At 32.2% G+C, this 26,441-nt stretch carries 35 protein-coding genes and 1 tRNA gene; all 36 read right to left on the bottom strand.

Annotated elements, in window-relative coordinates; all coding sequences use genetic code 11:
- Window positions 1-39 precede the first annotated feature (39 nt).
- A complete protein-coding gene (map, locus tag PKV21_03295) occupies window positions 40-771 on the bottom strand; it encodes a type I methionyl aminopeptidase (GenBank protein HOM26514.1) in 732 nt (243 codons plus the stop codon).
- Window positions 752-1,408, bottom strand: coding sequence for an adenylate kinase (locus PKV21_03290; protein ID HOM26513.1), 657 nt, complete (start codon window positions 1,406-1,408; stop codon window positions 752-754). The genes map and PKV21_03290 overlap by 20 nt, the downstream gene beginning before the upstream one ends.
- Window positions 1,405-2,718 (bottom strand): preprotein translocase subunit SecY, encoded by a 1,314-nt coding sequence (gene secY / locus PKV21_03285; protein HOM26512.1) that lies wholly within the window; start codon window positions 2,716-2,718, stop codon window positions 1,405-1,407. The genes PKV21_03290 and secY overlap by 4 nt, the downstream gene beginning before the upstream one ends.
- Window positions 2,719-2,729: 11 nt before the next feature.
- Complete coding sequence (rplO, locus tag PKV21_03280; protein HOM26511.1) at window positions 2,730-3,170, bottom strand: 50S ribosomal protein L15; 441 nt, start codon at window positions 3,168-3,170, stop codon at window positions 2,730-2,732.
- Window positions 3,160-3,636 (bottom strand): 30S ribosomal protein S5, encoded by a 477-nt coding sequence (gene rpsE, locus PKV21_03275; GenBank protein HOM26510.1) that lies wholly within the window; start codon window positions 3,634-3,636, stop codon window positions 3,160-3,162. The genes rplO and rpsE overlap by 11 nt, the downstream gene beginning before the upstream one ends.
- Window positions 3,630-4,010 carry a 50S ribosomal protein L18 gene (gene rplR, locus PKV21_03270; protein ID HOM26509.1) on the bottom strand — a complete coding sequence of 127 codons (381 nt, stop codon included), beginning with the start codon at window positions 4,008-4,010 and terminating at the stop codon, window positions 3,630-3,632. The genes rpsE and rplR overlap by 7 nt, the downstream gene beginning before the upstream one ends.
- Complete coding sequence (rplF, locus tag PKV21_03265; protein HOM26508.1) at window positions 4,007-4,573, bottom strand: 50S ribosomal protein L6; 567 nt, start codon at window positions 4,571-4,573, stop codon at window positions 4,007-4,009. The genes rplR and rplF overlap by 4 nt, the downstream gene beginning before the upstream one ends.
- A gap of 12 nt (window positions 4,574-4,585) precedes the next feature.
- Entirely contained in the window at window positions 4,586-4,981 is a 396-nt protein-coding gene (gene rpsH / locus PKV21_03260; protein ID HOM26507.1) for a 30S ribosomal protein S8, read from the bottom strand.
- A 15-nt stretch (window positions 4,982-4,996) separates the two neighbouring features.
- Window positions 4,997-5,182, bottom strand: coding sequence for a type Z 30S ribosomal protein S14 (locus PKV21_03255; protein HOM26506.1), 186 nt, complete (start codon window positions 5,180-5,182; stop codon window positions 4,997-4,999).
- 4 nt (window positions 5,183-5,186) lie between these two features.
- The gene (gene rplE, locus PKV21_03250) at window positions 5,187-5,735 is read right to left on the bottom strand and encodes a 50S ribosomal protein L5 (protein HOM26505.1); all 549 of its coding nucleotides are present in this window, start codon (window positions 5,733-5,735) and stop codon (window positions 5,187-5,189) included.
- A gap of 1 nt (window position 5,736) precedes the next feature.
- Complete coding sequence (gene rplX, locus PKV21_03245; GenBank protein ID HOM26504.1) at window positions 5,737-6,060, bottom strand: 50S ribosomal protein L24; 324 nt, start codon at window positions 6,058-6,060, stop codon at window positions 5,737-5,739.
- A 1-nt stretch (window position 6,061) separates the two neighbouring features.
- Window positions 6,062-6,430: a 50S ribosomal protein L14 gene (gene rplN, locus PKV21_03240; protein ID HOM26503.1), complete on the bottom strand. Its 369-nt coding sequence runs from the start codon at window positions 6,428-6,430 to the stop codon at window positions 6,062-6,064.
- Window positions 6,396-6,686 (bottom strand): 30S ribosomal protein S17, encoded by a 291-nt coding sequence (gene rpsQ, locus PKV21_03235; protein ID HOM26502.1) that lies wholly within the window; start codon window positions 6,684-6,686, stop codon window positions 6,396-6,398. The genes rplN and rpsQ overlap by 35 nt, the downstream gene beginning before the upstream one ends.
- Window positions 6,667-6,891, bottom strand: a complete 225-nt coding sequence (rpmC, locus tag PKV21_03230) for a 50S ribosomal protein L29 (protein ID HOM26501.1) — start codon at window positions 6,889-6,891, stop codon at window positions 6,667-6,669. The genes rpsQ and rpmC overlap by 20 nt, the downstream gene beginning before the upstream one ends.
- 62 nt (window positions 6,892-6,953) lie before the next feature.
- A complete protein-coding gene (rplP, locus tag PKV21_03225; protein ID HOM26500.1) occupies window positions 6,954-7,373 on the bottom strand; it encodes a 50S ribosomal protein L16 in 420 nt (139 codons plus the stop codon).
- Window positions 7,357-8,013, bottom strand: a complete 657-nt coding sequence (gene rpsC / locus PKV21_03220) for a 30S ribosomal protein S3 (protein HOM26499.1) — start codon at window positions 8,011-8,013, stop codon at window positions 7,357-7,359. The genes rplP and rpsC overlap by 17 nt, the downstream gene beginning before the upstream one ends.
- The gene (gene rplV, locus PKV21_03215; GenBank protein ID HOM26498.1) at window positions 8,013-8,348 is read right to left on the bottom strand and encodes a 50S ribosomal protein L22; all 336 of its coding nucleotides are present in this window, start codon (window positions 8,346-8,348) and stop codon (window positions 8,013-8,015) included. The genes rpsC and rplV overlap by 1 nt, the downstream gene beginning before the upstream one ends.
- A 12-nt stretch (window positions 8,349-8,360) precedes the next feature.
- Window positions 8,361-8,642 (bottom strand): 30S ribosomal protein S19, encoded by a 282-nt coding sequence (rpsS, locus tag PKV21_03210; protein HOM26497.1) that lies wholly within the window; start codon window positions 8,640-8,642, stop codon window positions 8,361-8,363.
- Window positions 8,639-9,463 (bottom strand): 50S ribosomal protein L2, encoded by an 825-nt coding sequence (gene rplB / locus PKV21_03205; GenBank protein ID HOM26496.1) that lies wholly within the window; start codon window positions 9,461-9,463, stop codon window positions 8,639-8,641. The genes rpsS and rplB overlap by 4 nt, the downstream gene beginning before the upstream one ends.
- Entirely contained in the window at window positions 9,450-9,731 is a 282-nt protein-coding gene (gene rplW, locus PKV21_03200; GenBank protein HOM26495.1) for a 50S ribosomal protein L23, read from the bottom strand. Before rplW ends, rplB begins: the two co-directional genes overlap by 14 nt.
- Window positions 9,724-10,371: a 50S ribosomal protein L4 gene (gene rplD, locus PKV21_03195; protein ID HOM26494.1), complete on the bottom strand. Its 648-nt coding sequence runs from the start codon at window positions 10,369-10,371 to the stop codon at window positions 9,724-9,726. The genes rplW and rplD overlap by 8 nt, the downstream gene beginning before the upstream one ends.
- Before the next feature lie 3 nt (window positions 10,372-10,374).
- Window positions 10,375-11,019 carry a 50S ribosomal protein L3 gene (rplC, locus tag PKV21_03190; GenBank protein HOM26493.1) on the bottom strand — a complete coding sequence of 215 codons (645 nt, stop codon included), beginning with the start codon at window positions 11,017-11,019 and terminating at the stop codon, window positions 10,375-10,377.
- Between the two features lie 8 nt (window positions 11,020-11,027).
- Window positions 11,028-11,339: a 30S ribosomal protein S10 gene (gene rpsJ, locus PKV21_03185; GenBank protein ID HOM26492.1), complete on the bottom strand. Its 312-nt coding sequence runs from the start codon at window positions 11,337-11,339 to the stop codon at window positions 11,028-11,030.
- Window positions 11,340-11,406: 67 nt separating this feature from the next.
- Entirely contained in the window at window positions 11,407-12,609 is a 1,203-nt protein-coding gene (tuf, locus tag PKV21_03180; GenBank protein HOM26491.1) for an elongation factor Tu, read from the bottom strand.
- Window positions 12,610-12,651: 42 nt separating this feature from the next.
- Window positions 12,652-14,709 carry an elongation factor G gene (gene fusA, locus PKV21_03175; protein ID HOM26490.1) on the bottom strand — a complete coding sequence of 686 codons (2,058 nt, stop codon included), beginning with the start codon at window positions 14,707-14,709 and terminating at the stop codon, window positions 12,652-12,654.
- Window positions 14,710-14,754: 45 nt separating this feature from the next.
- Window positions 14,755-15,225 (bottom strand): 30S ribosomal protein S7, encoded by a 471-nt coding sequence (gene rpsG, locus PKV21_03170; protein ID HOM26489.1) that lies wholly within the window; start codon window positions 15,223-15,225, stop codon window positions 14,755-14,757.
- Between the two features lie 2 nt (window positions 15,226-15,227).
- A complete protein-coding gene (gene rpsL / locus PKV21_03165; protein HOM26488.1) occupies window positions 15,228-15,617 on the bottom strand; it encodes a 30S ribosomal protein S12 in 390 nt (129 codons plus the stop codon).
- Window positions 15,618-15,626: 9 nt separating this feature from the next.
- On the bottom strand, window positions 15,627-23,144 hold the full coding sequence (rpoC, locus tag PKV21_03160; protein ID HOM26487.1) for a DNA-directed RNA polymerase subunit beta': 7,518 nt from the start codon (window positions 23,142-23,144) through the stop codon (window positions 15,627-15,629).
- Between the two features lie 75 nt (window positions 23,145-23,219).
- Entirely contained in the window at window positions 23,220-23,618 is a 399-nt protein-coding gene (gene rplL / locus PKV21_03155; GenBank protein HOM26486.1) for a 50S ribosomal protein L7/L12, read from the bottom strand.
- A 1-nt stretch (window position 23,619) separates the two neighbouring features.
- Window positions 23,620-24,150: a 50S ribosomal protein L10 gene (rplJ, locus tag PKV21_03150; protein HOM26485.1), complete on the bottom strand. Its 531-nt coding sequence runs from the start codon at window positions 24,148-24,150 to the stop codon at window positions 23,620-23,622.
- Between the two features lies 1 nt (window position 24,151).
- Window positions 24,152-24,853, bottom strand: a complete 702-nt coding sequence (rplA, locus tag PKV21_03145; protein HOM26484.1) for a 50S ribosomal protein L1 — start codon at window positions 24,851-24,853, stop codon at window positions 24,152-24,154.
- Window positions 24,854-24,864: 11 nt separating this feature from the next.
- Window positions 24,865-25,296: a 50S ribosomal protein L11 gene (rplK, locus tag PKV21_03140; protein ID HOM26483.1), complete on the bottom strand. Its 432-nt coding sequence runs from the start codon at window positions 25,294-25,296 to the stop codon at window positions 24,865-24,867.
- Between the two features lie 20 nt (window positions 25,297-25,316).
- A complete protein-coding gene (gene nusG, locus PKV21_03135) occupies window positions 25,317-25,850 on the bottom strand; it encodes a transcription termination/antitermination protein NusG (GenBank protein HOM26482.1) in 534 nt (177 codons plus the stop codon).
- Between the two features lie 4 nt (window positions 25,851-25,854).
- Entirely contained in the window at window positions 25,855-26,040 is a 186-nt protein-coding gene (gene secE / locus PKV21_03130) for a preprotein translocase subunit SecE (protein HOM26481.1), read from the bottom strand.
- A gap of 16 nt (window positions 26,041-26,056) precedes the next feature.
- Window positions 26,057-26,130, bottom strand: a tRNA-Trp gene (locus PKV21_03125).
- A gap of 98 nt (window positions 26,131-26,228) precedes the next feature.
- Window positions 26,229-26,378 (bottom strand): 50S ribosomal protein L33, encoded by a 150-nt coding sequence (gene rpmG, locus PKV21_03120; GenBank protein ID HOM26480.1) that lies wholly within the window; start codon window positions 26,376-26,378, stop codon window positions 26,229-26,231.
- Window positions 26,379-26,441 lie beyond the last annotated feature (63 nt).

The following is a 26,441-nucleotide window of genomic DNA, read 5'->3' as shown; positions in this document are numbered from 1 at the left end:
TTACTCCTTCCATTTTAATTTTTTCTTCTTTAGCCATTTTTAACTTAAAACCTCATATCCATCTTTTTTAATAAGTACACAATTTTCATAATGAGCAGCATATCCTCTATCTTTTGTAACTGCTGTCCATCCATCTTCAAGTATTTCTATTTCTCCTGTACCTTCCGCTATCATCGGTTCTATTGCTATAATTCTGTTTTCCAGTAAAATATCTCCTTTCCCTTTCTCTCCAAAATTCGGTATTTCAGGTGACTCATGTAAATTTTTTCCTATTCCATGACCGGTAAAATCTCTTATTACAGAAAATCCATGTCTTTTTACATATTCTTCTATTGTAGAACCTATACTGCCTGTCTTTGAACCAGCATAAACATATTTAAGTGACTTTAAAAATGCTTTTTTTGTAACTTCAATTAATTTAATATATTTTACATCAACTTTGCCAACAGGAAAAGTATCTGCACAATCACCATAAAAACCATTATATTTTACTCCAACATCAATTGAAACTATATCTCCATTTTTTAAAATTTTACCCTTTTTGGGGATTCCATGGACAACTTCATGATTAATTGAGATACATATATTTGCTGGATATCCTCTATACCCCTTAAAAGCAGATTCAACATTTTTTTTCTTCATCATTTCAATACTCTTAAGTTCAATTTCATAAGTTGAAATCCCTTCTACTAAATATTCTTTCAATTCTTCTATTATCTCTCTTGCTTTTTTACAAGCAATTCTTACCATTTCAATTTCCTTTTTCTCCATTATTTTTAAGATTAATTATTTGATTGATTATTTCTTCAAGTTTTCCATCTCCAGGAACAGTAAATAAAATTCCCTTTTTTTTATAATATTCAAGTAAAGGTGCTGTCAAATTATGATAAACAACTAATCTATTCCTTACAACTTCTTCTTTATCATCTTCTCTCTGAATCAATTTACCGCCGCATTTATCACATACACCCGGAACCTTAGGCGGTATATTTATTAGATGATATATTGCTCCACAGGTTTCACATATTCTTCTATTGGAAAGTCGCTTCACAAGAAATTCATCATCTGCTTTTAGATATACAACTTTTACTTTTTCCTCTTTTATATAATCTTCAAGTTTTCTTGCCTGATTTATATTTCTTGGAAAGCCATCAAGTATAAAACCATTTTTACAGTCATTTTTTTTTATTCTTTCTGCCAGAATTGAAATCACGATTTCATCGGGTACAAGTTCTCCCCTATCCATATATTCTTTTGCTTTAAGACCAAGTTCTGTTTTTGCCTTAACATTTTCTCTCAATAGGTCACCTGTTGAAACAACTGGAATATTATAAATTTTACTCAATCTTTCTCCAACTGTTCCTTTACCAGCACCAGGAGCACCAAGTAAAATAATTATTTCTTTCATTTAATCTTTGCCCTTTTTATAAATCCCTGATAATGTCTTAAAAGTAAATGTGCTTCAATCTGTCTTATTGTTTCAATTAAAACAGAAACAACTATAAGAAGACCTATTCCACCAAATATACTTGCAACAATGTAAGGTATTTTTCTGTAAATATGCATAAGTATATAGGGAAAAAGTGCAATACCTGCAAGCATTAAAGAACCGGGTAGAGTTAATCTATTCAGAACCTTTTCAAGATAAAGGGCAGTTGATTTTCCAGGTCTTATACCCTGTATAAAACCGCCATATTTCTGAAGGTCTTCCGCAATATTATCCGGATTAAAAATAATTCCAGCATAAAAATAACAGAAAAATATTGTTAAAATAGCATATAAAAACATACCAACAGGTTGTTGAGGAGATAAAATAGTTGATAATTTAATTAAAAATTTATTCTGTGCAAAAGAAAGAATTGTTGCAGGAAAAGTTAAAATGGCTATTGCAAAAATTAAAGGAATTACTCCACCCTGATTTAACTTTATAGGAAGATAGGTTGACTGACCTCCATAAATTCTTTTACCTATCACTCTTTTAGCATATTGTATTGGTATCCTTCTTTCACTTTCATTTATTAAAATAGCTGCTGCAACTACTCCAAAAATTAAGGCAATCAGTATAATAACAACAAAAAAATTTATTTCTCCTGCACTTACAAGTCCAGCCATTCTATGAAATGCAACAGGCATTCTTGACAAAATACTTGCAGTAATTATCAAAGAAATTCCGTTACCTATACCTTTCTCTGTTATCTGTTCACCAAGATACATAAGAAAGATTGTTCCTGTTGTCAATGTAAGAGTTGTTATAATACGAAATAACCATCCAGGATTTGCAACTATTACAAGCCCTCCAAAATGTTCAGGGTTTTCAAGGAAAGAACTTATAGCCATACCCTGAAAAATGCAAAGACCAACAGTTCCATATCTTGTAAGTTGTGTAAGTTTTCTCCTTCCTTCAACTCCACTTCTCAACATATTCTCAAAATAAGGCACAACAGAAGCGAGAAGTTCAAGAACAATTGAAACACTTATATAAGGCATAATCCCAAGAGCGAAAATAGTTGCCTGACTCAATGCACCACCAGAAAATAAATCTGCAAGAGAAAAAAGAGTACCTGCTGAACTCTCAAATATTTTAGCAAGTTCTTTCCCATTAATACCTGGAACAGGTATATAACATCCAAATCTATAAACTGTTAACAATAAGATTGTTATAACTATCCTCTTTTTTAAATCTGGTATTTTAAATGTATCTCTGAATGCCTCAAACATTTTTACTTCTCCTAAATAATGTTAATCTTTCCACCAACTTTTTCTATTTTTTCTTTTGCTTTTTTTGAAAACTTATGAGCAAAAAATGAAAGTTTTTTTGTTAAATTTCCTTCTCCAAGAATTTTTACAAATTCACCTTTTTTAATTAGCCCTTTTTCTTTTAATTTTTCTATTGTAATTTCTTCTCCATCATTAAATAACTTTTCAATCTGACTTAAATTTACTATTTCAATTTTATATTCTTTTAAATGTGTGAAACCTCTCTTAGGCAATCTTCTGAACAAAGGCATTTGTCCACCTTCAAAATTAAAAGGTAATTTATAACCACTTCTTGCTTTATGCCCTTTATGTCCTCTTGTTGAAGTTCCTCCATGTCCGGAAGAATCTCCTCTTCCGAGACGTTTTTTCTTATGTTTTGCACCAGAAGGTGGTTTTAACTCATTAAGTTTCATTTTCTTCACTCCTTATTTTTATTTTACTTAATGCCTTTACCGTAGCATGTAAAACATTTATCGGGTTTGTTGAACCAAGACATTTACATGTAACATCTTTTATTCCACATACATCAAATAATGCTCTTATGGTCCTCCCTGCCACCATACCATGTCCTTTAGAAGCAGGTTTTAAAATTACTCTTGAAGGACCGAATTTACTTTCTACATCATGTGGAATCGTTCCTTCTTTTAAAGGAACTTCTATCATATTCTTTCTTGCCTGTCCCACTGCTTTCCTTATTGCCTCTGGAACCTCATTTGCTTTACCAACTCCAAAACCAGCTCTTCCTTTACCATCTCCAACAACAACAATTGCTCTAAAACCTAAATTTTTCCCACCTTTTGTAACCTTTGTCACTCTTCTTATTTCAATTACAATTTGTTTTTCTTCTGTTTCACCAAGTAAATTTTCTTTTTCTAAAATTTTAGACCTCCTTTTCTTGCAGACTCAGCTAAAACTTTAATTCTACCAGTATATTTATATCCACCCCTATCAAAAACAACCTTTTCTATCCCAAGTGATATGGCTTTTTCAGCCACAAGTTTTCCAACAAGTTCTGCACCTTTCAAATTTCCACCATGAATACTTTTATCAGTAGCAAGTTTCTTAAATTCAGGTGATAAACTTGAAACAGTAGTAATAACTTTATTGGGTGTAACACTATCATCAATCAAAGAAGCATATATATGTTTTAAACTTTTGTAAATACACAACCTTGGTCTATCAGAAGAACCTTTTACTTTCTTTCTCACTCTTATATGTCTTTTTATTCTTTTTTCTTTTCTTGTCAGTTTCATTTTGTTGCTCCTACTCCGGCTTTTGTTGCCTTTTGTCTAACATACTCTCCTCTATATCTAATTCCCTTACCTTTATATGGTTCAGGTGGACAAATTCTTCTTATACTTGCTGCAAATTCTCCAACCTTCTGCTTATCTGCTCCTCTTACAAATATTATCGTATTTCTGCTCACTTCCACAGATAATTCTTTTGGTATTTCAACCTCAACTGGATGGGTAAAACCCACTGAAAGAATAAGTTTGTTGCCCTTAACTTCTCCTTTATATCCCACTCCATGAATTTCAAGTATTTTTTCAAAACCTTCATTTACACCTTTTACCATATTAAAGATTAAACTCCTTAGAAGTCCCCATAAAGCATTGGTTTTTCTATATAGTTTTTTGTTTTTTGGGTCTACCTCGTTTTTAACAATAATCTTTTTATCCTCAACCACAACACTTAAATTTGGGAAAATTTCCTGAACGAGATTCCCTTTTTTTCCCTCAACATACACTTTACCATTTTCTATTTTTACTTTAACACCTTCAGGAATAATAATTGGTTTTTTGCCTAATCTTGCCATGGTTTTTCCTTTTTACCATATATAAAAGAGAATTTCTCCTCCGATTCCTATTTCCTTTGCTTTTTTATTACTCATAACTCCTTTTGAAGTTGTCAAAACAGCTATTCCATAATTATTTTTAACAACAGGAATTTTATCCTTTGAAACATAAAATTTTCTTCCAGGAGTACTTATTCTTTTTATTTCTGTTATTGCCTTATTTTTTCCAAAATATAAAAGATGAACTCTAATATATTTTCTTGAATTATCCTGAATTAACTCGTAATCCTTTATATATTTCTCTTCTTTAAGAACATCAAGTATTTTCATTTTAAACTTACTGAAAGGAACATCAACATATGACTTTGATATTGCATTTGCATTTCTAATCCTTGTTAACATATCTGCAATAGGGTCTGTCATTGTCATAAAGTCCCTCCTCCTTTACCAACTTGCCTTTTTAACACCTGGGATTTCTCCTTTTGAAGCAAGTTCTCTAAAACATACTCTACAAATACCAAATTTTCTGTAATAACCCCTTGGCCTTCCACATCTCCAACATCTATTTCTTTCTCTTACTTTAAATTTTGCTCCTCTTTTTACTTTTTCAAAAAAACATTTTCTCGCCACTTTTTTATTCCTCCCTTATCGGTAAACCAATTTCTCTTAATAAAGATATTGTTTCTTCGGGTGTTTTTGCTGAAGTAACTATTGTGACATTGAGTCCTTGAACTTTATAAATTGTATTATAATCAACCTCTGGAAATATCACATGTTCTTTTATCCCTATAGTATACGAACCTTTTCCATCTGTTGATTTTCCTGGTAATCCTTCAAAATCTCTTACCCTTGGCAAAGCCACAGTAATCAATCTATCAAGAAATTCATACATTCTGTTTCCTCTTAGTGTAACCATAACTCCTACAATATTTCCTTTTCTAACATTAAAACCTGCTATTGATTTTTTTGCTTTAGTTAAAACAGCTTTCTGTCCAGCGATTAAAGTAAGTTCTTTTTGAGCAGATTCAATTGCTTTAGCGTCTTTATTATCCCTGCCTATTCCCATATTTAAAACTATTTTTAAAATTTTAGGAACCTGCATTTTATTTTTATAATTAAATCTCTTCAACAATTCAGGAACAACTTTTTCCCTATAATCTTTTTTTAATCTTGGCTCTTCCATTTTACTTTTCCTCTACTATCTCCTTACATTTTTTACAAAATCTTACTTTTGTACCATCTTCTAAAAATTTTATTCCCAGCCGTGTTGGCTTACTGCATTTTAAACAGAAAAAATTAACATTGCTTATTGCAATGGGTTTTTCCATTTGAATTATTCCTCCCTGCCTGTCTACTGATCTCGGTCGTGTGTGTTTTTTAACAAAATTAATACCCTCAACAAGTACTTTATTTTCTTCTTTAAAAATTTTTAAAATTCTTCCTTTTTTCCCTCTATCTTTTCCTTTTATAACCTGAACAATATCTCCTCTTTTCAACTTAAATTTCATTTTATATAACCTCCGGTGCAAGAGAAATTATCTTTGTAAAATTCTTTTCTCTCAACTCCCTTGGAACAGGACCAAAAACTCTTGTTCCTCTCGGATTACCTTCATTATCAATTATAACTGCACAATTATGGTCAAATTTTAAAATTGAACCATCCTTCCTTCTTGTCTCTTTTTTAGTTCTCACAATAACCGCCTTGACTTTTTCTTTCTTTTTTACTATCCCATCAGGAAGAGCGTGCTTCACAGTAGCAACAACAACATCTCCAACATAACCATATCTTTTCTTTGAACTACCTATAAATCCAATAACCATTATTTTTTTTGCACCTGTATTATCAACTACCTGAAGCATTGACCTCAGTTGAATCACTTATAACTCCTTTTTTACCAATAATTTCAATAATTTTCCATCTTTTATTTTTACTTAAAGGTCTTGTTTGAATAATTCTAACCACATCTCCAACTTTTGTAATATTATCTTCGTCATGTACCATAAACTTTCTTCTTTTCCTTAATATTTTTTTATAAATTGGATGCTGTGTCATATATTCAACCATAACAACTCTTGTTTTATCCATCTTATCGCTTACAACTACTCCTGTTTTTTCAATTGTTCTTTTTGACATTTTTAGCTCCAATTTCTTTCTCTCTTAATATGGTCTTTAACCTTGCTATATCTTTTTTTATCTCTTTAATCTGTGAGTAATTTTTTAATTGTCCCAAGAGTAACTGATGATTTAACTCATAAAGTTGTTTTTTCAATTCTAAGATTCTATTTCCTATTTCTTCTTTTGTTGCTTCCTTCCACTTATTTAATTCTTCTTTTTTCATTTTATTCCCTTTTTAAAAACATAAAATAATATTATAGCATTTTCTTTAAAAATTTCAAATTTTTAACTTACAAGTGACCTTGTAACAATCTTTGATTTATATGGGATTTTATAGGATGCTCTTCTTAATGCTTCTTTTGCAAGTTCATCTGAAACACCTGCAATTTCAAAAATTATTTTACCGGGTAAAACAACAGCAACCCATTTTTCAACATCACCCTTGCCTTTTCCCATTCTACTTTCAGCAGGTTTTTTAGTCACTGGTTTATCAGGAAAAATTCTTATCCAGAGTTTACCTTTTGATTTTAAATAATGGGTTATTGCTATTCTTGCTGCTTCTATTTGAGCAGAAGTTATCCATCCCGGTTCAAGAACTTTCAAACCATACTCTCCATAAAAAAGTTTATTACCTCTTTCCGCCTGTCCTTTTGTTCTCCCCCTCTGCATTTTTCTGTATTTAACTCTTTTAGGCATTAACGGCATTTTTTTCTCCTTTTTCTTCCAAAATTTCTCCAAGATAAACCCAAACTTTTACACCTACTGTTCCACTTCTTGTAAAAGCAGTACTTGTTGCATAATCAATCTTTGCTCTTAATGTATGAAGAGAAACCTTACCAAGTATATATTGTTCACTTCTTGCTATTTCTACACCTCCAATTCTTCCTGAAATTCTCACCTTTATTCCTTTTGCACCTGACTGAATTGCAAGGTCCATTGCTTTTTTAATTGCTTGTCTGTGAGGAACTCTCTTTTCAAGTTGTATAACAATTGAGTCAGCAAGAAATTGTGCACTTGTTCCTGGTGGATTAATTTCTATGCAGTCAATAGTAATCTGTTTTTTTAAAATTTCATATAATTCATCTCTTAATTGATTAATTTCTGCACCCTTTCTACCAAGAACAACACCGGGTCTTGGTGTGTACAATCTGATTCTTATTTTATCTGTTTTCTCTATTTCAATTTTAGTAATTGTACCTCTTGGATATCTCTTTCTTATATAATCTCTTATTATAACATCTTCTCTCAATAAATTCTTAAATTCTTTTTTTGAACTGAACCATTTACTTCTCCACTGTTCAACTATACCAATTCTTAATCCAATAGGATTAACCTTTTGTCCCATTATTCTTCTCCTTTTCCTTCAAGTATAACAGTAATATGTGATGTCCTTTTTCTAATCATAACCCCTCTTCCCATAGTTGCTGCTCTATATCTTTTTAACATTGGACCTCCATCAATTATAATATTTTTTATTTTCCATTCAATTCCTTCACCTTTATTTTTACCATTATTCTCTGCACTTTTAATAACCTTTTCAAGAATTTTTGCTCCTCTTTTTTTTACATTTCTCAAAATTCCAAATGCTTCTTCAACTTTTTTACCTTTAACAAGTTCAACAAGAACTCTTAATTTTCTTGGACCTATTCTAACATACTTTGCTTTTGCTACTACTTCCATTTTTAATCCCCTTTATTTCTTTTCTCTCGCTCTTTCTGTATGAGCACCATGTCCTCTAAAGGTTCTGGTCGGTGCAAATTCTCCCAGACGATGACCAACCATATTTTCTGTTACATAGACATTAACAAAAGTCCTTCCATTATGAACTCCAAAAGTATGCCCAACAAATTCAGGAACAATTGTACAACTTCTTGCCCAAGTTCTTATAACTTCTTTTTTACCCGATTCTTTTTGCTTCAAAACTTTTTCCATAAGTTTTTTGTCAATATATGGACCTTTTTTCTTTGACCTCATTTTTGTTTCCTTCTCTGTATTATTAGTTTATCTGATGGTTTTTTCTTTTTTCTTGTTTTATATCCTTTTGCAGGAACCCCTGTTGGACTCTGTGACTGATGGCCTTTCCCTCTTCCTTCTCCACCACCCATAGGATGGTCAACAGGATTCATTGCTGTTGCTCTTACAGTTGGTCTTATACCCAGATTCCTCACCCTTCCTGCTTTACCAAATGATATATATTTATATTCTGGATTACTAACCTGACCAATAGATGCATAACAGTTAAGGTCAAACAATCTGACTTCACCAGATGGTAATCTTACCTGAGCATACTTTTCTCCCTTTACCATCAATGTTGCAAGAGTCCCTGCACTCCTGACCAACTTACCTCCTTTCCCGGGTATAAGTTCAATATTATATATTTGAACACCTTCAGGTATTTTTTTCAAAGGTAATCTATTTCCGACTTTTATTTCTGCATCCTCTCCACATTTAATTCTGTCTCCTATTGAAAGTCCTAATGGTGCGATAATATAACTTTTTACACCATCTGTATAATGAATCAGAGCAATTCTTGCATTTCTATTTGGGTCATATTCAATACTCTTAACTATGCCTTCGTGATTAATTCTTCCCTTAAAATCAATAATTCTATATAATCTTTTATGTCCTCCTCCAATATGTCTGGTAGTAATACGACCTGTATTATTTCTTCCTCCTGTCTTTTTCAAACCAACGACCAGGGACTTTTCTGGTTCTGTTTTAGTAATATCAGAAAAGTCCTGTAATAAAGCATGTCTCTGACCAGGAGTAACCGGTTTTAATTTACGTAATGGCAATTTTTTCTCCTTCTTTCAATTTAACAATTGCTTTTTTATATCCTGATTTATATCCTTCAATATAAAATCTATATCTTCTTTTTTTAGGTTTTACATTTATAACATAAATTTTTTCCACTTTTACCTTATAAATTTCTTCTATTGCCTTTTTTATCTGGTTCTTATTTGCTTTTCTGTCAACACAGAAGACATATTTATTCTCTTTGTTTAACTCTGTACCTTTTTCTGTTATTTTTGGATTTTTTACAATTTTATAAGGGTCAAACAATTTTCCCTCCTTCCAGAAAATTTTTTAAATTTTCAAAACAATCTTCTTCAAAAATCAACCTATCGCTGTTTAAAATTTCATAAGCGTTTATCCTATTAATATAATCATATTTTGCAAGAACTAAATTTCTTACAGATAAAATTTTATTTTTTTTCTCTTCAGTATTTTTAAAAACAAACAGGACTTTTTCATTCTCATAACCAATTTTCTTTAAAAAATTACTGAAAATTTTTGTCTTTGGTTTTTCAATATTCCCTGTTTTTAAAAATATTACTCTGTTTTCAATAATTTTATCTCTGATTGATTCAAATAATGCTTTCCTTCTAATTTTTCTGGGTAATCTTATATAATAATCTCCTGGTTTTGGACCAAAAGCAATCCCTCCATGTCTCCATATAGGATTCCTTATTGAACCAACCCTTGCTCTACCGGTACCTTTCTGTCTCCACGGTTTCCTGCCTCCACCACTTACTTCACCTCTTGTTTTTGTTGAATGAGTTCCAAGTCGCTGATTGTTTAAATAACTCACAGTATAATAATACAAAACATCTTTATTAATTGGTTCTTTCACGATATTTTCAGATATCTCTCTTTCTTCAATTAAATTACCTTCAATATCATAAACCCCTATTTTAACCATTTTTTACCTTCTTTTTTTAATTGCTTTTTTTAAAATTAAATATGAATTTGATGGACCGGGAACTGCACCTTTTACCATAATTAAATTTTCCTCATTTAATATTTTAAATATCTGTAAATTTTGAACTGTAACTGTTTCAGTTCCCATATGTCCTGCCATTTTTCTACCTTTTACAACCCTTTGAGGAGCAGTTGAACCAATTGAACCAGGCGCTCTATGAGACATAGAACCATGCGTTGCCGGACCACCATGAAAACCATGTCTCTTTACTACTCCTTGAAAACCTTTACCTATTGATTTACCCGTAACATCAACATAATCACCTTCTTTAAAAATAGTATCTATTTTTATTCTTTCTCCAATTTTAAAATCTTTCATATCTTCTTTATTTTCAAACCTAAATTCTTTTAAAATTTTTAAAGGAGGAAGATTTCTTTTCTTTAAATATCCAAGTAAGGGTTTGTTTAATTTTTTTTCACTTACTTCTTCAAAACCAACCTTTATAGCATTATAACCATCTTTTTCTTCTGTTTTTAAATCAACAACATAACCTTCTCTGTACTCAATTAAAGTAACGGGAATCATTTCTCCATCATCAGTAAAAACCTGTGTCATTTTAAGTTTTTTTCCAACAATTCCTATTCCCATTTTATTCCTCAACTTTCCTTCATTTCTACTTCAACTCCAGCTGGTAAACTTAATTTACTTAAAGCATCAACAGTTCTTGGTGTCGGATCAATTATATCTATAAGTCGTTTATGTATTTTCAGTTCAAACTGTTCTCTACTTTTTTTATTTACATGTGGAGATCTTAAAACAGTATAAATCTCTCTTTTTGTTGGTAAAGGAACAGGTCCATTTATTCTGACACCTGTACCCCTTACAATCTCAATTATCTCTTTCACTGACCTGTCCAGCAACCTGTGGTCAAAAGACTTTAATTTTATTCTAATTCTTTTTCCATCCATTTTTCTTTTCCATTAATTATTTGTAAAAAAAACATTATATCAAATTTTTTTATTCAATGCAAATTTTTTATTCAATTATTTCAGTAACAGCACCAGCACCTACTGTCTTCCCTCCTTCTCTTATTGCAAACCTCTGTCCTTTTTCAAGTGCTACCGGATATATTAACTTTATCTCCATCTCTATATTATCACCAGGCATAACCATCTCTACCCCTTCAGGCAACTTTATCTCCCCTGTAACATCTGTCGTCCTCATGTAAAACTGTGGCCTATATCCTGTGAAAAATGGTGTATGTCTCCCACCTTCTTCTTTCTTCAATACATATACCTGCGCCTTAAATCTTGTATGTGGTGTTATACTACCAGGTGCTGCTACTACCATACCCCTTTCTACTTCATCCTTCTCTATACCCCTTAATAATACACCTACATTGTCCCCTGCTACTCCTTCATCCAATTCCTTTCTAAACATCTCAAGACCTGTAACTACACTCCTCTTTATATCATGACTTAATCCTATTATCTCTACTTCCTCCCCTACTTTTACCTTACCCCTCTCTATCCTCCCTGTCGCTACTGTACCCCTACCTGTTATGCTAAATACATCCTCTACCGCTAACAAAAATGGCTTGTCTATTACCCTTACAGGCTCCGGTATATAATTGTCTATCGCATCCATTAACTCCCATATCTTCCCACACCACTGACATTCCCTCTTTGAACATCCACACTCTAATACCTTTAATGCACTCCCTTTTATTATCGGTATCTCTTCCCCCGGAAATCCATACTTGCTCAATAACTCCCTTACCTCTAATTCCACTAACTCCACTAACTCCTTATCCTCCATCATATCCATCTTGTTCATAAATACTACCATCGCCGGTACATCTACCTGCCTGGCTAATAATATGTGCTCCCTTGTCTGCGGCATCGGACCATCTGGCGCACTCACTACCAATATCGCTCCATCCATCTGCGCTGCTCCTGTTATCATGTTCTTTATATAATCCGCATGACCAGGACAATCTATATGCGCATAATGCCTCTTGTCTGTCTCATACTCTATATGCACTATGTTTATAGTCAATCCCCTCTCCTTCTCCTCTGGCGCTTTATCTATATCCTCATATCTCAAAAATTTCGCCTTGTTCGCTTTCTCTAATACATATGTTATCGCACTCGTTAATGTCGTCTTACCATGATCTACATGCCCTATCGTACCTACATTCACATGCGGCTTCGTCCTTATAAATTTCTCCTTCGCCATTTATCTCCTCCTTTTTAGGTTTTTTATCTTAGATTAAAAAACTTAAGGAACTCCTATACCAACTATTTTTTTAAATTCTTCATCAGACACAACTTCATAATATAATGGTTCTATTATAAAACTTCCTCTTCCCTGTGTCAAGGACCTTAAAATTGTTGAATAACCAAAAATTTTTTTGAGCGGTACATTTCCATTGATAATTCCTGTATTCCCATGGATTTCTATATTTGTAACTTTACCATTTCTCATTGTAAAATCATGTATAACTTCACCAAGAAGTTCCTCTGGAGTTAGTATTTCTATTCTCATTATTGGTTCAAGAATAATCGGTACTCCTTTTTTATAAGCATTTTTGAAAGCAATTACAGAAGCAACTTTATATCCAAGATGTGTTGAATTTTCCGGGTTAAATTTTGCATCAACAAGATTGACCTTTATATCTATAATAGGAAATCCATAAATTCCAACCTCAAGACATTCCTTAATCCCCTCTTCTATTGAAGGAATGAATTCATATGGTAATTTATCTTTATCAACAAGATTGAAAAATTTAAATTTTTCTCCCTTATCTGCAGGTTCAAGTTTCAGAACTACATAACCATAATTTATTTTGTCTCCCACAGTATTTAAAAATTCACCTTCTCCTTCACAGGATACAGAAATTGTTTCTCTATAAGCAACCTCTGGTTTCCCAAGACGAACAGGTATTTTATATTCTCTTTTTAATCTTTCAGCAATAACTTCTATATGTAATTCACCCATTCCCATTAAAATTATTTGTCCTGTCTCTTCATCAATTTTAACTTTTAAAGTCGGGTCTTCTTCAAGAATCCTTTTTATTGTTTCATAAACTTTCTGATAATCTCCCTTTATCTTTGGTTCAATTGCTGAATAAATTACAGGTTCAGGAAAACTAATATTTTCAAAGATAACAGGATTTGATTCATCACTCAAAGTATCTCCTGTATATGAATTTTTAAATCCAATAATACCAACGATATCCCCAGCCACTGCTTCATCTTTGCTGAAAAATCTATTTGCGTGAATTTCAAGTATTTTTGAAATCTTCTCTTTTTTACTTCTTGAAGAATTTAAGACAGTATCACCTTTTTTCAGTTTCCCTGAATAAATCCTTACATAGTAAATTTTACCAAGGTGTAAATCATTATACACTTTGAAAATAATGCCTGAAAACTTCTCATCAGGGACTGGTTTTCTTATTTCCTTTTTTCCTGTTATAGGATTTATACCAGATATTTCTCCTCTATCCAAAGGAGAAGGCAAATAATCACAAATAGCATCAAGTAGTAACATTGCACCTTTATTTTTCAAAGAAGAACCACAGAATGTAGGAAAAACTTTACAGGAAGATGTTGCCTTCCTTATAGCCCTTTTTATTAAATCACTGGAAATTTCTTCTTCCTTAAGATACTTTTCCATAATCTCTTCATCTATTTCGGCAAGGTCCTCAATTAACTTGTTTCTGTATTTTTCCAATTCTTCTTTATAATCATCTTCAATTTCTTTTATTTCTACTTCTGTTTCAAATTCTGAACTGTAAAAAATCGCCTTTTTTTCAATAATATCAATAAGACCTGTAAATTTATCTTCTTTACCTATCGGAAGTACAAGAATTAACGGTTTTGACCTGAGTTTTTTCTTAATATCTTCAACAACTCTGAAAAAATCTGCTCCAATTCTATCCATTTTATTAACATAAATGATTCTTGGAACATTATATTTCTCACTTTGACGCCATACAGTTTCTGACTGCGGTTGAACTCCAGCAACTCCACAGAAAATTCCAATTGCTCCATCAAGAACTCTAAGTGACCTTTCTACTTCGGCAGTAAAATCCACATGTCCAGGTGTATCTATTATATTAATTTTATGACCTTTCCAGTAACAGGTAGTTGCTGCTGCCTGGATAGTTATACCTCTTTCTTTTTCCTGATCCATCCAGTCCATAACTGCTGTTCCTTCATCAACATCACCAATTTTATATGTCTTACCTGTATAATAGAGAAACCTCTCTGTTGTTGTTGTCTTCCCAGCGTCTATATGTGCAATAATTCCAATATTTCTTACTTTTTCAATCATAATAAAAATCCTTATTGTAATAAAGTCCCGGGTTTTTATAAAATATTACCATCTATAATGAGCAAAAGCCCTGTTAGATTCTGCCATTTTGTGGGTATCTTCTTTCTTTTTTATACTTGGACCTTCACCTTTTGCAGCCTCAAGAATTTCATCTACAAGCCGGAGTGCCATTGGTTTCCCTTTTCTGCTTCTGGCTGATTCAACTATCCATCTTATTGCAAGAGATAAACTTCTATGAGCAGGGACTTCCATAGGTATTTGATATGTAGCACCTCCAACTCTTCTTGGTCTTACTTCAAGTTTTGGTTTAACATTATTTAATGCTTTTTTAAAAACACTCAGAGGGTCTTGATTTGTTTTTTCTTTTATTATATCCATAGCGGTATAGAATATTTTATATGCAACTGTTTTTTTTCCATCCCACATAAGTTTATTGACAAATTTAGCTACTTCATAATCATTATATCTTGGGTCCGGTTCAATAACTCTTTTTTCTGCTCTCTTTCTTCTCGGCATTTTTAACCCTCCTTTTTCTCAGTTTTGGGTCTTTTAGTTCCGTATCTTGACCTTGATTTCTTTCTATTCTCAACACCTGAAGCATCAAATACACCTCTAACTATGTGATATTTTACCCCTGGCAGGTCTTTAACTCTTCCACCTCTAACAAGAACTATTGAGTGCTCCTGAAGATTGTGGCCAATTCCAGGAATGTAAGCAATGACTTCTTTCCCGTTAGTTAATCTGACTTTTGCTATTTTCCTTAATGCAGAGTTTGGTTTTTTCGGTGTCATTGTTCTAACATATAAACAAACACCTTTTTTAAAGGGATTTTTTTCAAGTGCTGTTGATTTTGTCTTTTTCTCTTTTGGTTTTCTTTTTTTTCTTAATAACTGATTAATTGTTGGCATACTATCCTCCTATTTTGTATATTCAAATTCTTCTATTTTTTCTTTCTTCTTTTCAAAAATTCCTGTTCCAGCAGGTATCAATTTACCAAGAATAACATTTTCTTTCAATCCTTCAAGATAATCCTCTGCTCCAAGAATTGCTGCATTGGTTAAAACTTTAAGAGTTTCTTGGAAAGAAGCAGCAGATATAAAACTTTCACTACCGAGAGCAACCCTTGTAATACCAAGAATCAAAGGTTTGGCTGTTGCTGGCTTTTTGCCTTTTGGTAATGATTCATTTATTTTTTGAATTTCATATCTGTTTATTTCTTCCCCTTCAAGTAAATATGTATCACCAGGGTCTTCTATTCTTACTCTTGATAACATCTGTCTTATTATTACCTCAATATGCTTATCATTTATCTTAACTCCCTCAACTCTATAAACCTTTTGAATTTCATTTAAAAGATATTCCATAACTTTCTTTTCTCCCTGAATTCTTAAAATATCATTCAATGACTTAAATCCATCTGTTAATTCAGTCCCTGCAAGAACATAATCGCCATCACTCACAACGAGTGTCTTCCAGAAAGGTATAATATATTCTTTCTCTGTTTTTGTTTCAGGATTTACTATTCTAACCTTTCTCTCTCCTTTTTCTATTTCTATTTTTACAAAACCATCAATCTCTGTTAATATAGCAGGATTTTTGGGTGGCCTTGCTTCAAATAAACCAGAAACTCTTGGAAGACCACCTGTTATATCCTGAACTCTACCAACTGTTCTCGGTGTTTTTGCAATAACTTCTCCCTGTGAAATTTTATCACCTTCATTAACGATTATGTTTGCACCTATTGGAATATGATAATTGCCTACTATATTACCTTTATCATCCAGAAGGATAATTTGCGGGTCCATATCCTCTTTATGTGGAATTATAATTAAATTTCTTCTTTTTGAGGACGAATCTATCTCCTCTTTGGCTGTCTTTCCAACCTCTATATCTTTGTATTTAACAATCCCTTCTTTATCAACAATAACAGGAATTGAATAAGGATCCCATTCTGCTATAACTTTACCTTTTTCTACTACACTTCCATTTTCAAACTTAATTATAGAACCAACCCTTAATGTATATCTCTCAAGTTCTCTATCCCTTTCATCAACAATTATAACACTTCCTTCTCTTTGACAGACAACATTTTTACCTTCTTTATTTTTTACAACTTTTAAATCTTCAAGATATTTTATTCTTCCTTTATTTTTACTGGTTACTGAAGATGGTCCAACCCCTCTTGAAGCAGCCCCACCTGTATGGAAAGTCCTTAAAGTTAACTGTGTTCCAGGTTCTCCAATTGATTGTGCAGCTATAATTCCAATTGCTTCTCCAACATTTACAAGTTTTTTTCTTGATAAATCCCATCCATAACATTTTGCACAGACACCCTTTTCTGCTTTACATGTTAACACACTTCTTATCCTTATTCTTTGAATACCAGTATCAATAATCTTTTGTGCTTTTTCTTCATCTATTATTTCTCCACTTTCAACAATTATCTGGTCTGTGATTATATCTACCACATTATCAAGAGCGGTTCTTCCAATAATCCTTTCTTTTAAAGAAATAAACTCTTCATCTCCTTCAATTAGCGGACTTGCATAGATACCTTCAAGTGTTCCACAATCCTCTTCTGTAACTATAACTGAATGTGCAACATCAACAAGTCGCCTGCTTAAATATCCAGCATCTGATGTTTTTAATGCAGTATCAACAAGTCCTTTTCTACCTCCATGAACTGAAATAAAATATTCAAGAACACTTAGACCTTCTCTAAAGTTTGAAATAACAGGTGTCTCAACTATTTCTCCTATACCTCCTGTGAGTTTCTTTGTGGGTCTAATCATAAGTCCTCTCATTCCCATTAATTGTGAAACTTGAGTTCTGTTCCCTCTTGCGCCTGATGATACCATCAAACAAATTGGATTGATCCTAAATGGACTTACTTTTACATCATTCTTTATTGTATTCATTACATGTTCCATCAATTCATTGGTTACAGATGTCCATATATCTATTTTCCTATTATATCTTTCTCCTTCAGAAATTATTCCTTTTTTATAATTTCTTTCTATCTTTTCAACCTCTTTCTTCGCCTCATCAATCAAACTCTTCTTTATATCAGGAATAATAAGATCATCAATACCGATGGTGATTCCACTCACAGTTGCATAATAAAACCCAAGTTCTTTACAGGCATCAAGAAACTCAACTGTTTTTTCATATCCACATTTTGTAAATATATCATCTATAAGTTTTTCAAGGCTACTTGACTCAAACATATCATTTTTAAATGGAATCTCCTCTGGAATAATCTCATTAAATATAATTCTTCCAACAGTCGTTGTTAATATATTCCCTTTTTCATCTTTAACTCTTATTGGTCTATGTAATTCAAGTTCTCCGATATAATTTAAATACTTTGCTTCATCAAAACTTGAAATTTCCTTTGGATATTCCTCCTCATCACTCATATATGTCAAATAAGCACAACCCATAACTATATCTCTTGTAGGTGTCACAACAGGTCTACCATTTGCAGGTGAAAGGATATGGGTTGTTGCTTTCATTAAAAGTTCTGCTTCAAGTATTGCTTCAGGAGTCAGAGGAACATGAATACTCATAGTGTCACCATCAAAATCCGCATTGTAAGCAGGACACACAAGTGGATGGATTGCAATAACATTACCTTCAATTAATCTTGGTTCAAATGCTTGAATACTCAATCTGTGCAATGTTGGTTGTCTGTTTAAAAGCACAGGATGATTTTTTATAACTTTTTCAAGTGTCTCCCATACCTCAGGTCTATTTTCTCTTATGGCTCTCTTAGCACTACCAAGTGTATGGAAATATTCTTTTTTTCTGAATTCCCTTAAAACAAAAGGACTAAAAAGTTCAAGAGCCATTTCCTTCGGGATTCCACACTCATTCAATTTCAAATAAGGTCCAACAACAATAACTGCTCTTCCAGAATAATCAACTCTTTTCCCGAGTAAATTCTGTCTGAATCTTCCCTGTTTCCCTCTTAATGCCTCTGCAAGTGATTTTAAAGGTCTTTTACCCTTTCCAAGAACTGGCATTCCATGTTTTCCATTATCCATCAAAGCATCAACTGCTTCCTGGAGTAACCTCTTTTCATTTCTGACGATTATATCCGGTGTCTGAAGTTTAATAAGTTTTTTCAATCTATTATTTCTGTTTATAACTCTCTGATATAAATCATTTAAATCAGAAGCAACAAATCTTCCACCATCAAGAGGCAAAAGTGGTCTTAAATCAGGAGGTATAACTGGAATTATATTTGTAACAAGGTATTCCGGTTTAACCTGTGTTTTTATTAAACCCTGAACCATTCTCAATTTTTTAATGAGTTCTTTTTTCTCTTCATATGTTTTTTTCTTTTTCTTCAATTCTTCTTTTATCTCTTCTTCCATCTTCTGTAAATCTATTTTCTTAAGCAATTCCTGAATCCCTTCTGCACCTATTCCAACTTTAAATTTATTTCCAAATTTTTCTCTATTTTCTTGATATTCTTTTTCTGTAAGCAACATTTTTTCCTTAAGGTTTGTATCTCCGGGGTCAATCACTATGTACCTTTCATAATAAAGAACCATTTCAAGTTCTGACTGAGAAAGGTCTAAAATTAAACCAAGCCAGTTAGAAGCACTTTTAAATAACCACACATAAGAAACAGGAGTCGCAAGTTCTATATGTCCTAACCTTTCTCTTCTAACCTTCCTTGAAGTTACCTCAACGCCACATCTATCACATATAATTCCTTTATATCTCAATTTTTTATATTTACCGCAAGCACATTCATAATCTTTTTCTGGACCAAATATTTTTTCACAGAATAATCCATCTCTTTCAGGTCTTAATGTCCTGTAATTCAATGTCTCTGCCTTTTTAACTTCTCCGTAGGACCACGACCTTATAGTAGTTGGTGTAGCAACTCTTATAGTAACAATTTCTTTTTCTCCTTCTTCTGTTTTCTTTTTCTCCAATCTCATATCAAAACCAAGACCCTGCAATTCTTTTTTCAAAACCTTGAATGATTCAGGAATATTTTCTCCCTCATAATCAAGTCCCTTGGCAATTGATTCATACATCATCTTTCTACCTTCAGTATCATCACTCTTTACAGTTAACATTTCCCTCAATGTATGAGCAGCACCATATCCTTCAAGCGCCCATACCTCCATTTCTCCAAACCTCTGTCCGCCAAACTGTGCTCTACCTCCAAGGGGCTGTTGAGTTATTAAAGAATATGAACCAGTACATCTTGCATGAATTTTTTCATCAGCAAGATGAATTAATTTCATCATATACATATAACCAACTGTTACAGGTTGATAAAACGGTTCACCTGTCTGTCCATCATAAAGAATTGTTTTTCCACTTTCAGGTAAACCTGCTTCTTTTAAAAGTTGTTTTATCTTTATTTCTTCAACTCCTTTAAAAACAGGAACTTCCATGCTATAACCAAGAGTTTTCAAAGCCCAACCAAGATGTGTTTCAAGAATCTGTCCAACATTCATTCTTGAAGGAACTCCAAGTGGATTTAAAACAATATCAACAGGAGTTCCGTCTTCAAGAAAAGGCATATCCTCTTCAGGTAAAATTTTTGCAATAACTCCTTTATTTCCGTGTCTTCCACTCATTTTATCTCCAGCTGCAATTTTCTTTTTAGTTGCAATTTCAACCACAACTTTCATTCTAACATCAGGGTCAAGTTCATATCCCTTTCTTATTTTTAACTCTTCTTCTCTTGCCTGTATTTCAATCTTTTCTATTTCACTCTTCCCTATTTCTATTATTTTTATCAAATCTTCTCTTATATTGTCTGGAACTTTATTAATTAACTTTTCCCATCCAGATACTCCTGATGTCACTTTAATTTTTAAATTTTTACTGCTGAGGAATTTTTTTATCTCTTCTGTTATAATATCCTTAACAATTTTTTCTTTTTCCTTAAAAGATTTCAACATCTGTTTTACTTCTTTCTCTATTTCTTCTTCCGAAACATCTTCTCTCCTTTTATATTTTCTGACATTTATAACAACTCCTTTTACTCCGGGTGGAACTCTTTCAGAAGTATTTAAAACATTTTTTGACTTTTCTCCAAAAATTACTCTTAAAAGTTTTTCTTCAGGAGTTAATTCTGACTCTCCTCTTGGCGTGACTTTACCAACAAGTATATCATCAGGTTCAACTTCAGTTCCTATTTTAACTATCCCTTCTTCATCAAGATTTACAAGTTGCTCTTCTGGAACATTCGGTAGGTCTGATGTAATTTCTTCAGGACCGAGTTCTGTATCTCTTGCTTCAACTTCAAATTCTTTAATGTGTATTGTGGTAAAAACATCATCTTTAACCAATCTTTCACTTAATAATATAGCATCCTCATAATTATAGCCATGCCAGGGCATAAAAGCAACAAGAACATTTTTCCCAAGAGAAAGTTCTCCAGTTTTTGAAATTGCAAAACCATCTGTAAGAATATCATTTTCTTTAACTACATCTCCAACATTAACTACAGGTCTCTGATGAAAACAAGTATCCTGATTTGTTTTCTTAAACTTTTTCAGATAATAAACATCTTTTTCTTCCCAGGGGAATAACCCGGGATTGTCTCTTTTCACAATAATTTTCTCTGCATCAACATATTCAACAATTCCAGGGTTTTTTGCCTTAATAACTGCACCACAATCTCTTACAACATACTTTTCCATTCCTGTTTTTACAATTGGTGGTTCAGGTTTAATGGGCGGAACTGACTGTCTCTGCATATTTGAACCCATCAATGCTCTGTTTGAATCGTCATGCTCAAGGAAAGGAATTAAAGAAGCACTCACACCAACTATCTGAACAGGCGAAACACCTATATAATCAATTTCCTCTCTTTTAACTTCTATAAAATTACCTTCTTTACCGCGAACAATAACAGTTTCAGGAGAAATAAGTCCTGTTTTTTCATCATAAGGTATATCAGAAGGAGCAATATTATACTTTTCTTCTTCATCTGCACTTAAATATTCAACTTTATCTCTTTTAACATATCCATTCTTAACTTTAAAATAAGGGGACCTTAAAAATCCGAGTTCATCTATTTTTGCATAAACAGTTAAAGAATTTATCAAGCCAATATTAGCTCCTTCAGGTGTTTCTATGGGACATATTTTCCCAAAATGAGTATAATGGACATCTCTTACTTCAAATCCTGCTCTTTTTCTTTCCTTAACTCCACCTTCTCCAACTGCTGTAATTCTTCTTTTATGAGTTATTTCTGCAAGTGGATTTGTTTTATCAAGAAACTGAGATAATTGATTTCTTGCAAAGAAATCATTTACAACATTTACGAAAAATCTATGATTTATCAATTCCTGAGGGGAAATATCTTCAATTTTACTTTTATCAACAAGTGCCATTTTCTCCTTACAGTACCTTGCAAGACGAACAAGTCCTTCATAAACATGTTCCTTAATAATTTCTGCGGATGCTCTTACTCTTTTATTTCCCAGATGATCTATATCGTCTGTATCTCCTTCGTTTTTTTCATAAAGATTTAAAAGGTATTTTATTGTTTTTAAAATATCAAGCCCTGTTAAATGTCTTTCTTTCAGATTAATCCCAAGTTTTTTATTTATCTGACTTCTACCTGCTTCTGAAAGGTCATATGTCTCATTTGTAAAAAATAATGAATTAAAGAATTTTTCTGCTTCTTTTATTATTGGTGGGTATCCCGGTCTTAATTCAGTATATATATTTTTTAAAGCATCCTCTTTATCCTTTGTGTTATCCTTCAAAAAAGTTATTTTTAATACGGACTTTTCAGGTAATTCTTCAATACTTCTATATTGTTCTCCGCATATCTCTTTTATAATTTCTTCTTCTGTCAGCCCCATTGCTTTCAAAAAAGTTGTTGCAAGGACCTTTTTTTTACCTATCAAAACCCAAAGAGTGTCATGCTGGTCTACATGGATTTCAATCCATAAACCTCTTGAAGGATAAATTTTTGCTGAATATAATGTTTTCTGGAGAATTACTTCCTCTTCTTTAAAATAAACTCCAGGACATCTTAAAAGTTGATTAACAATAACTCTTTCAATTCCATTTATTACAAAACTTCCACTTTCTGTCATTAAAGGTATGCCACCAACATAAACAACCTGTTCTTTTATACCTACATTATGGAAACTGCCTCCTTCTGTTTTTCTATTTATTAAAAGACGAAATTTAACTTTTAATTTACCTTCATATGTTAATTTTTCTTCTATGCATTCTTCAATAGTATTTGAAGGGTCTTCAATTGAATAGGAAATATATTCAAGTTTTAATAATCCATCTTCACTTTCAACAGGAAAAACTTTTCTGAAAACTTCCTCCAACCCCTTTATTTTTCTTTTTTCAGGAGGAACATCCTTCTGCAAAAATTCTTCATAAGATTTTTTCTGGATACTCAACAAATCTGGAATTTCAACTAATTCCATTTTTACTCCTTTTTAAAATTAAAAATCAAAAATAAAAATATCAAATGTTTTTTTCCCCTTTTTCAAAAAATAAGTTTATTTTATTTCAACTTCTGCTCCAATAGCATCAAACTTTTTCTTTATTTCTTCCGCTTCTTCCTTACTAACTTTCTCTTTTATTGGTTTTGGCAATGATTCTACTAAATCCTTTGCTTCTTTCAAACCAAGATTTGTAATTGCTCTTACTTCTTTTATTGTCTGAATTTTGTTTGAACCAGCATTTTTAAGTATTACATCAAATGTTGTCTTTTCCTCTGCAGGAGCAGAAGTTGCAGCAGGTTGTGCAGAAGCACTGATAACACCAACAGGAGCAACCATCCCACTTACACCAAACTTTTCTTCAAGTTTTTTTGCAAGTTCAGCAACTTCCAGAACTGAAAGTTTTTCAATTTTTTCTACTATTTCATCAATAACATTTTTTTCTACATTTTCCATTTCAACTCTCCTTTTTACTTTTAATTTGATTTAAAACATTTATTAACTTTGTCATTGGACTTTTAATTGAATTTACCAATCTTACTGTTGGCATTTTTATCATAGTAATTACCATACCCTGTAATTCTTTTTTACCTGGCAGTTTTCCAATTTGGTCAATTTTATCTTTTTCTATTACTTCGCCATTCAATAAACCACCTTTTATTTCTATTTTCCCTGTGTCTTTTTGAAAATTTAAAACTGATTTTATAATTTCAATCTCATTTTCTTTACTGCTCCAGATAACAAAACTTGGACCACTGATAAATTTGCAAACTTCATCTTTGCTTAAGTTCTGAAAAACTATATCAATCAAATTGTTTTTTACAACCATAACATTACCACCAAATTCCTTAATAGAATCCCTTATCTTTTGCATCTCTGAAACCGTTAAGTTTGAAAAGCTGCCTAAAATATTAATTTTACTATTTTTAAATTCTTCTGTCAACTTTTTCACAACCTCCTCTTTTCTCTTTTTTGTCCATTTTTTCATTTTAAACTCCCTTTAATTCCTGTATTATTTTATTAGCATTAAGTTTTACAGAAGGGGACATTGTAAGAGAAAGGTGTATTGATTTAATATAACTTCCTTTTACACCCTGTGGTTTTACACTCAATACAGCAAGAATTGCAGAAATTATGTTTTCTTTAAGTTTATCGGATGGAAAAGAAATTTTACCTACAGAAAAATGTATATTTCCATCTTTATCCATTTTAAAATCAACTTTACCTTTTTTTGCTTCTTTAACTGCATTTTCAATATTATCTGTAACTGTGCCTGTTTTAGGATTTGGCATTAAACCTCTTGGACCAAGAATTTTACCAAGAGGTGCAACAACCTTCATCATATCAGGCGTAGCAATAACATAATCAAAATCAAGCCATCCATTTTTTATCTTTTCAGCAATTTCACTACCACCTGCATAATCAGCACCGGAATCAAGTGCTTTTTTGAGATTTTCTCCACTTGCAAATACGAGAACTTTTATTTCTTTTCCTGTTCCATTTGGTAATATTACTGAACCTCTAACTGGCTGCTGAAGTTTCTTAGGGTCAACTCCAAGTTTAATTGCAAGGTCAACGCTTTCATCAAATTCGGCTGAATGAAGACCTTTTAAAACTTCTATTGCCTCATCAATATCGTATAATTTTGTTCTGTCAACCTTTTCAAGTAAAGCAGAGTATCTTTTTGACATAGTTTCTCCTTTTAATCAACAATTTCTACTCCCATACTTTTACAGGAACCTTCTATTATTTTTACTGCCTTCTGTAAATCCTTTGTGTTTAAATCTGGTAATTTAATTTTTGCTATTTCTTCAATCTGTTTTCTTGTTATCCTGCCAACTTTTTCCCTGTTGGGAATAGAAGAACCTTTGACTATCTTAATTGCCTTTTTTATTAATTCTGAAGTTGGAGGTGTTTTAACTATAAATGTAAAACTTCTATCTTCATAAACAGTCAAAACAACAGGGATTGTTGTTCCTTCTTTTCCCTTCGTAACATTATTAAATTGTTTACAGAACTCCATAATATTTACGCCATGCTGACCAAGTGCAGGTCCAACAGGAGGAGCAGGAGTTGCCTGTCCTGCTGGTATCTGCAATTTAACTATTGCCTTTACTTTTTTTTCTGCTGGCATTTTATTACTCCTTTATAGATTTATGTAATTTTTTCAACCTGCCAGAAATTTAGTTCAAGAGATGTTGCTCTTCCAAAAATTGATACACTTACTTTTAAACGTTCTCTCTCAGGATAAACCTCTTCAACAATTCCTGTATACCCTACAAAAGGGCCATCTATAATCTCAATTCTATCTTTTACTTTAAATTCAACCTTCGGTAATGGTTTTGCCTTTCTCTCATCTATTTCCTTTTGTATTTCTTCTACCTCTTCTTCTTTTAAAGGAACAGGGGTCTCTCCTGCTCCAAGAAATCCAAAAACTCCTGGTGTTGTTTTTATTTTATGCCAGACAATTTCATTATTTGAATCATCATCAAGTTCAATAAGCATATATCCTTGCCAGAACCTTCTACTTTTTGCTTTTTTCTCTCCCTTTTCAACTTCAAGGACTTCTTCTTCTGGAATAACAATCTGATTTATTCTTTTTTTGTCGTCATTAACCCTATTCTCAAGAAGTTTCTTTATTCTCTTTTCCTGCCCTGTTCTAACATGTAAAATATACCATTTACTCATTTTTTCACCTTATTATTAAACTGACAACTTTTGAAAAAATTAAGTCCACTATTCCAAAATAAAGCGCCATAATAACCATAAGAAAAACTATTATCACTGTTGATAACCTTAAAATTTTTTTTTCAGGCCAGGTAACTTTTTTCAATTCTGACCTAATTTCAAATAAATAATTTTTTATTTTATCTTTCATAAAAATTCCTGTCAAGCAGGCCTGGGAGGACTCGAACCTCCAACCTACGGATTTGGAGTCCGCCGCTCTCCCAATTAGAGCTACAGGCCTATTTTCCCAATCACTTTATTGTTTAAATTTTTAAAAATAAATTTTGCAAAAAAATATTATACTTCTAATTTTTATTTCTGTCAAGTTCACAAAATTTTTTACTTACCTTCTGTATGTAAAGTATGTTTTTTACAGTTGGGACAATACTTACTCAACTGTAATTTATCCTTCTTAACTTTTTTATTTTTAGTTGTATAATAGTTTCTATTTTTACATTCCGAACAAACCAAAGAAACTATTTCTCTCATTTTACTCCTTTATTCAATTATTTCAGTAACAGCACCAGCACCTACTGTCTTCCCTCCTTCTCT

The organism is bacterium, assembly GCA_035371905.1.
Taxonomy (GTDB): domain Bacteria; phylum Ratteibacteria; class UBA8468; order B48-G9; family JAFGKM01; genus JAMWDI01.
The sequence above is the reverse complement of the archived record's forward strand: the minus strand, read 5'-3'. Positions and strand labels throughout refer to the sequence as shown.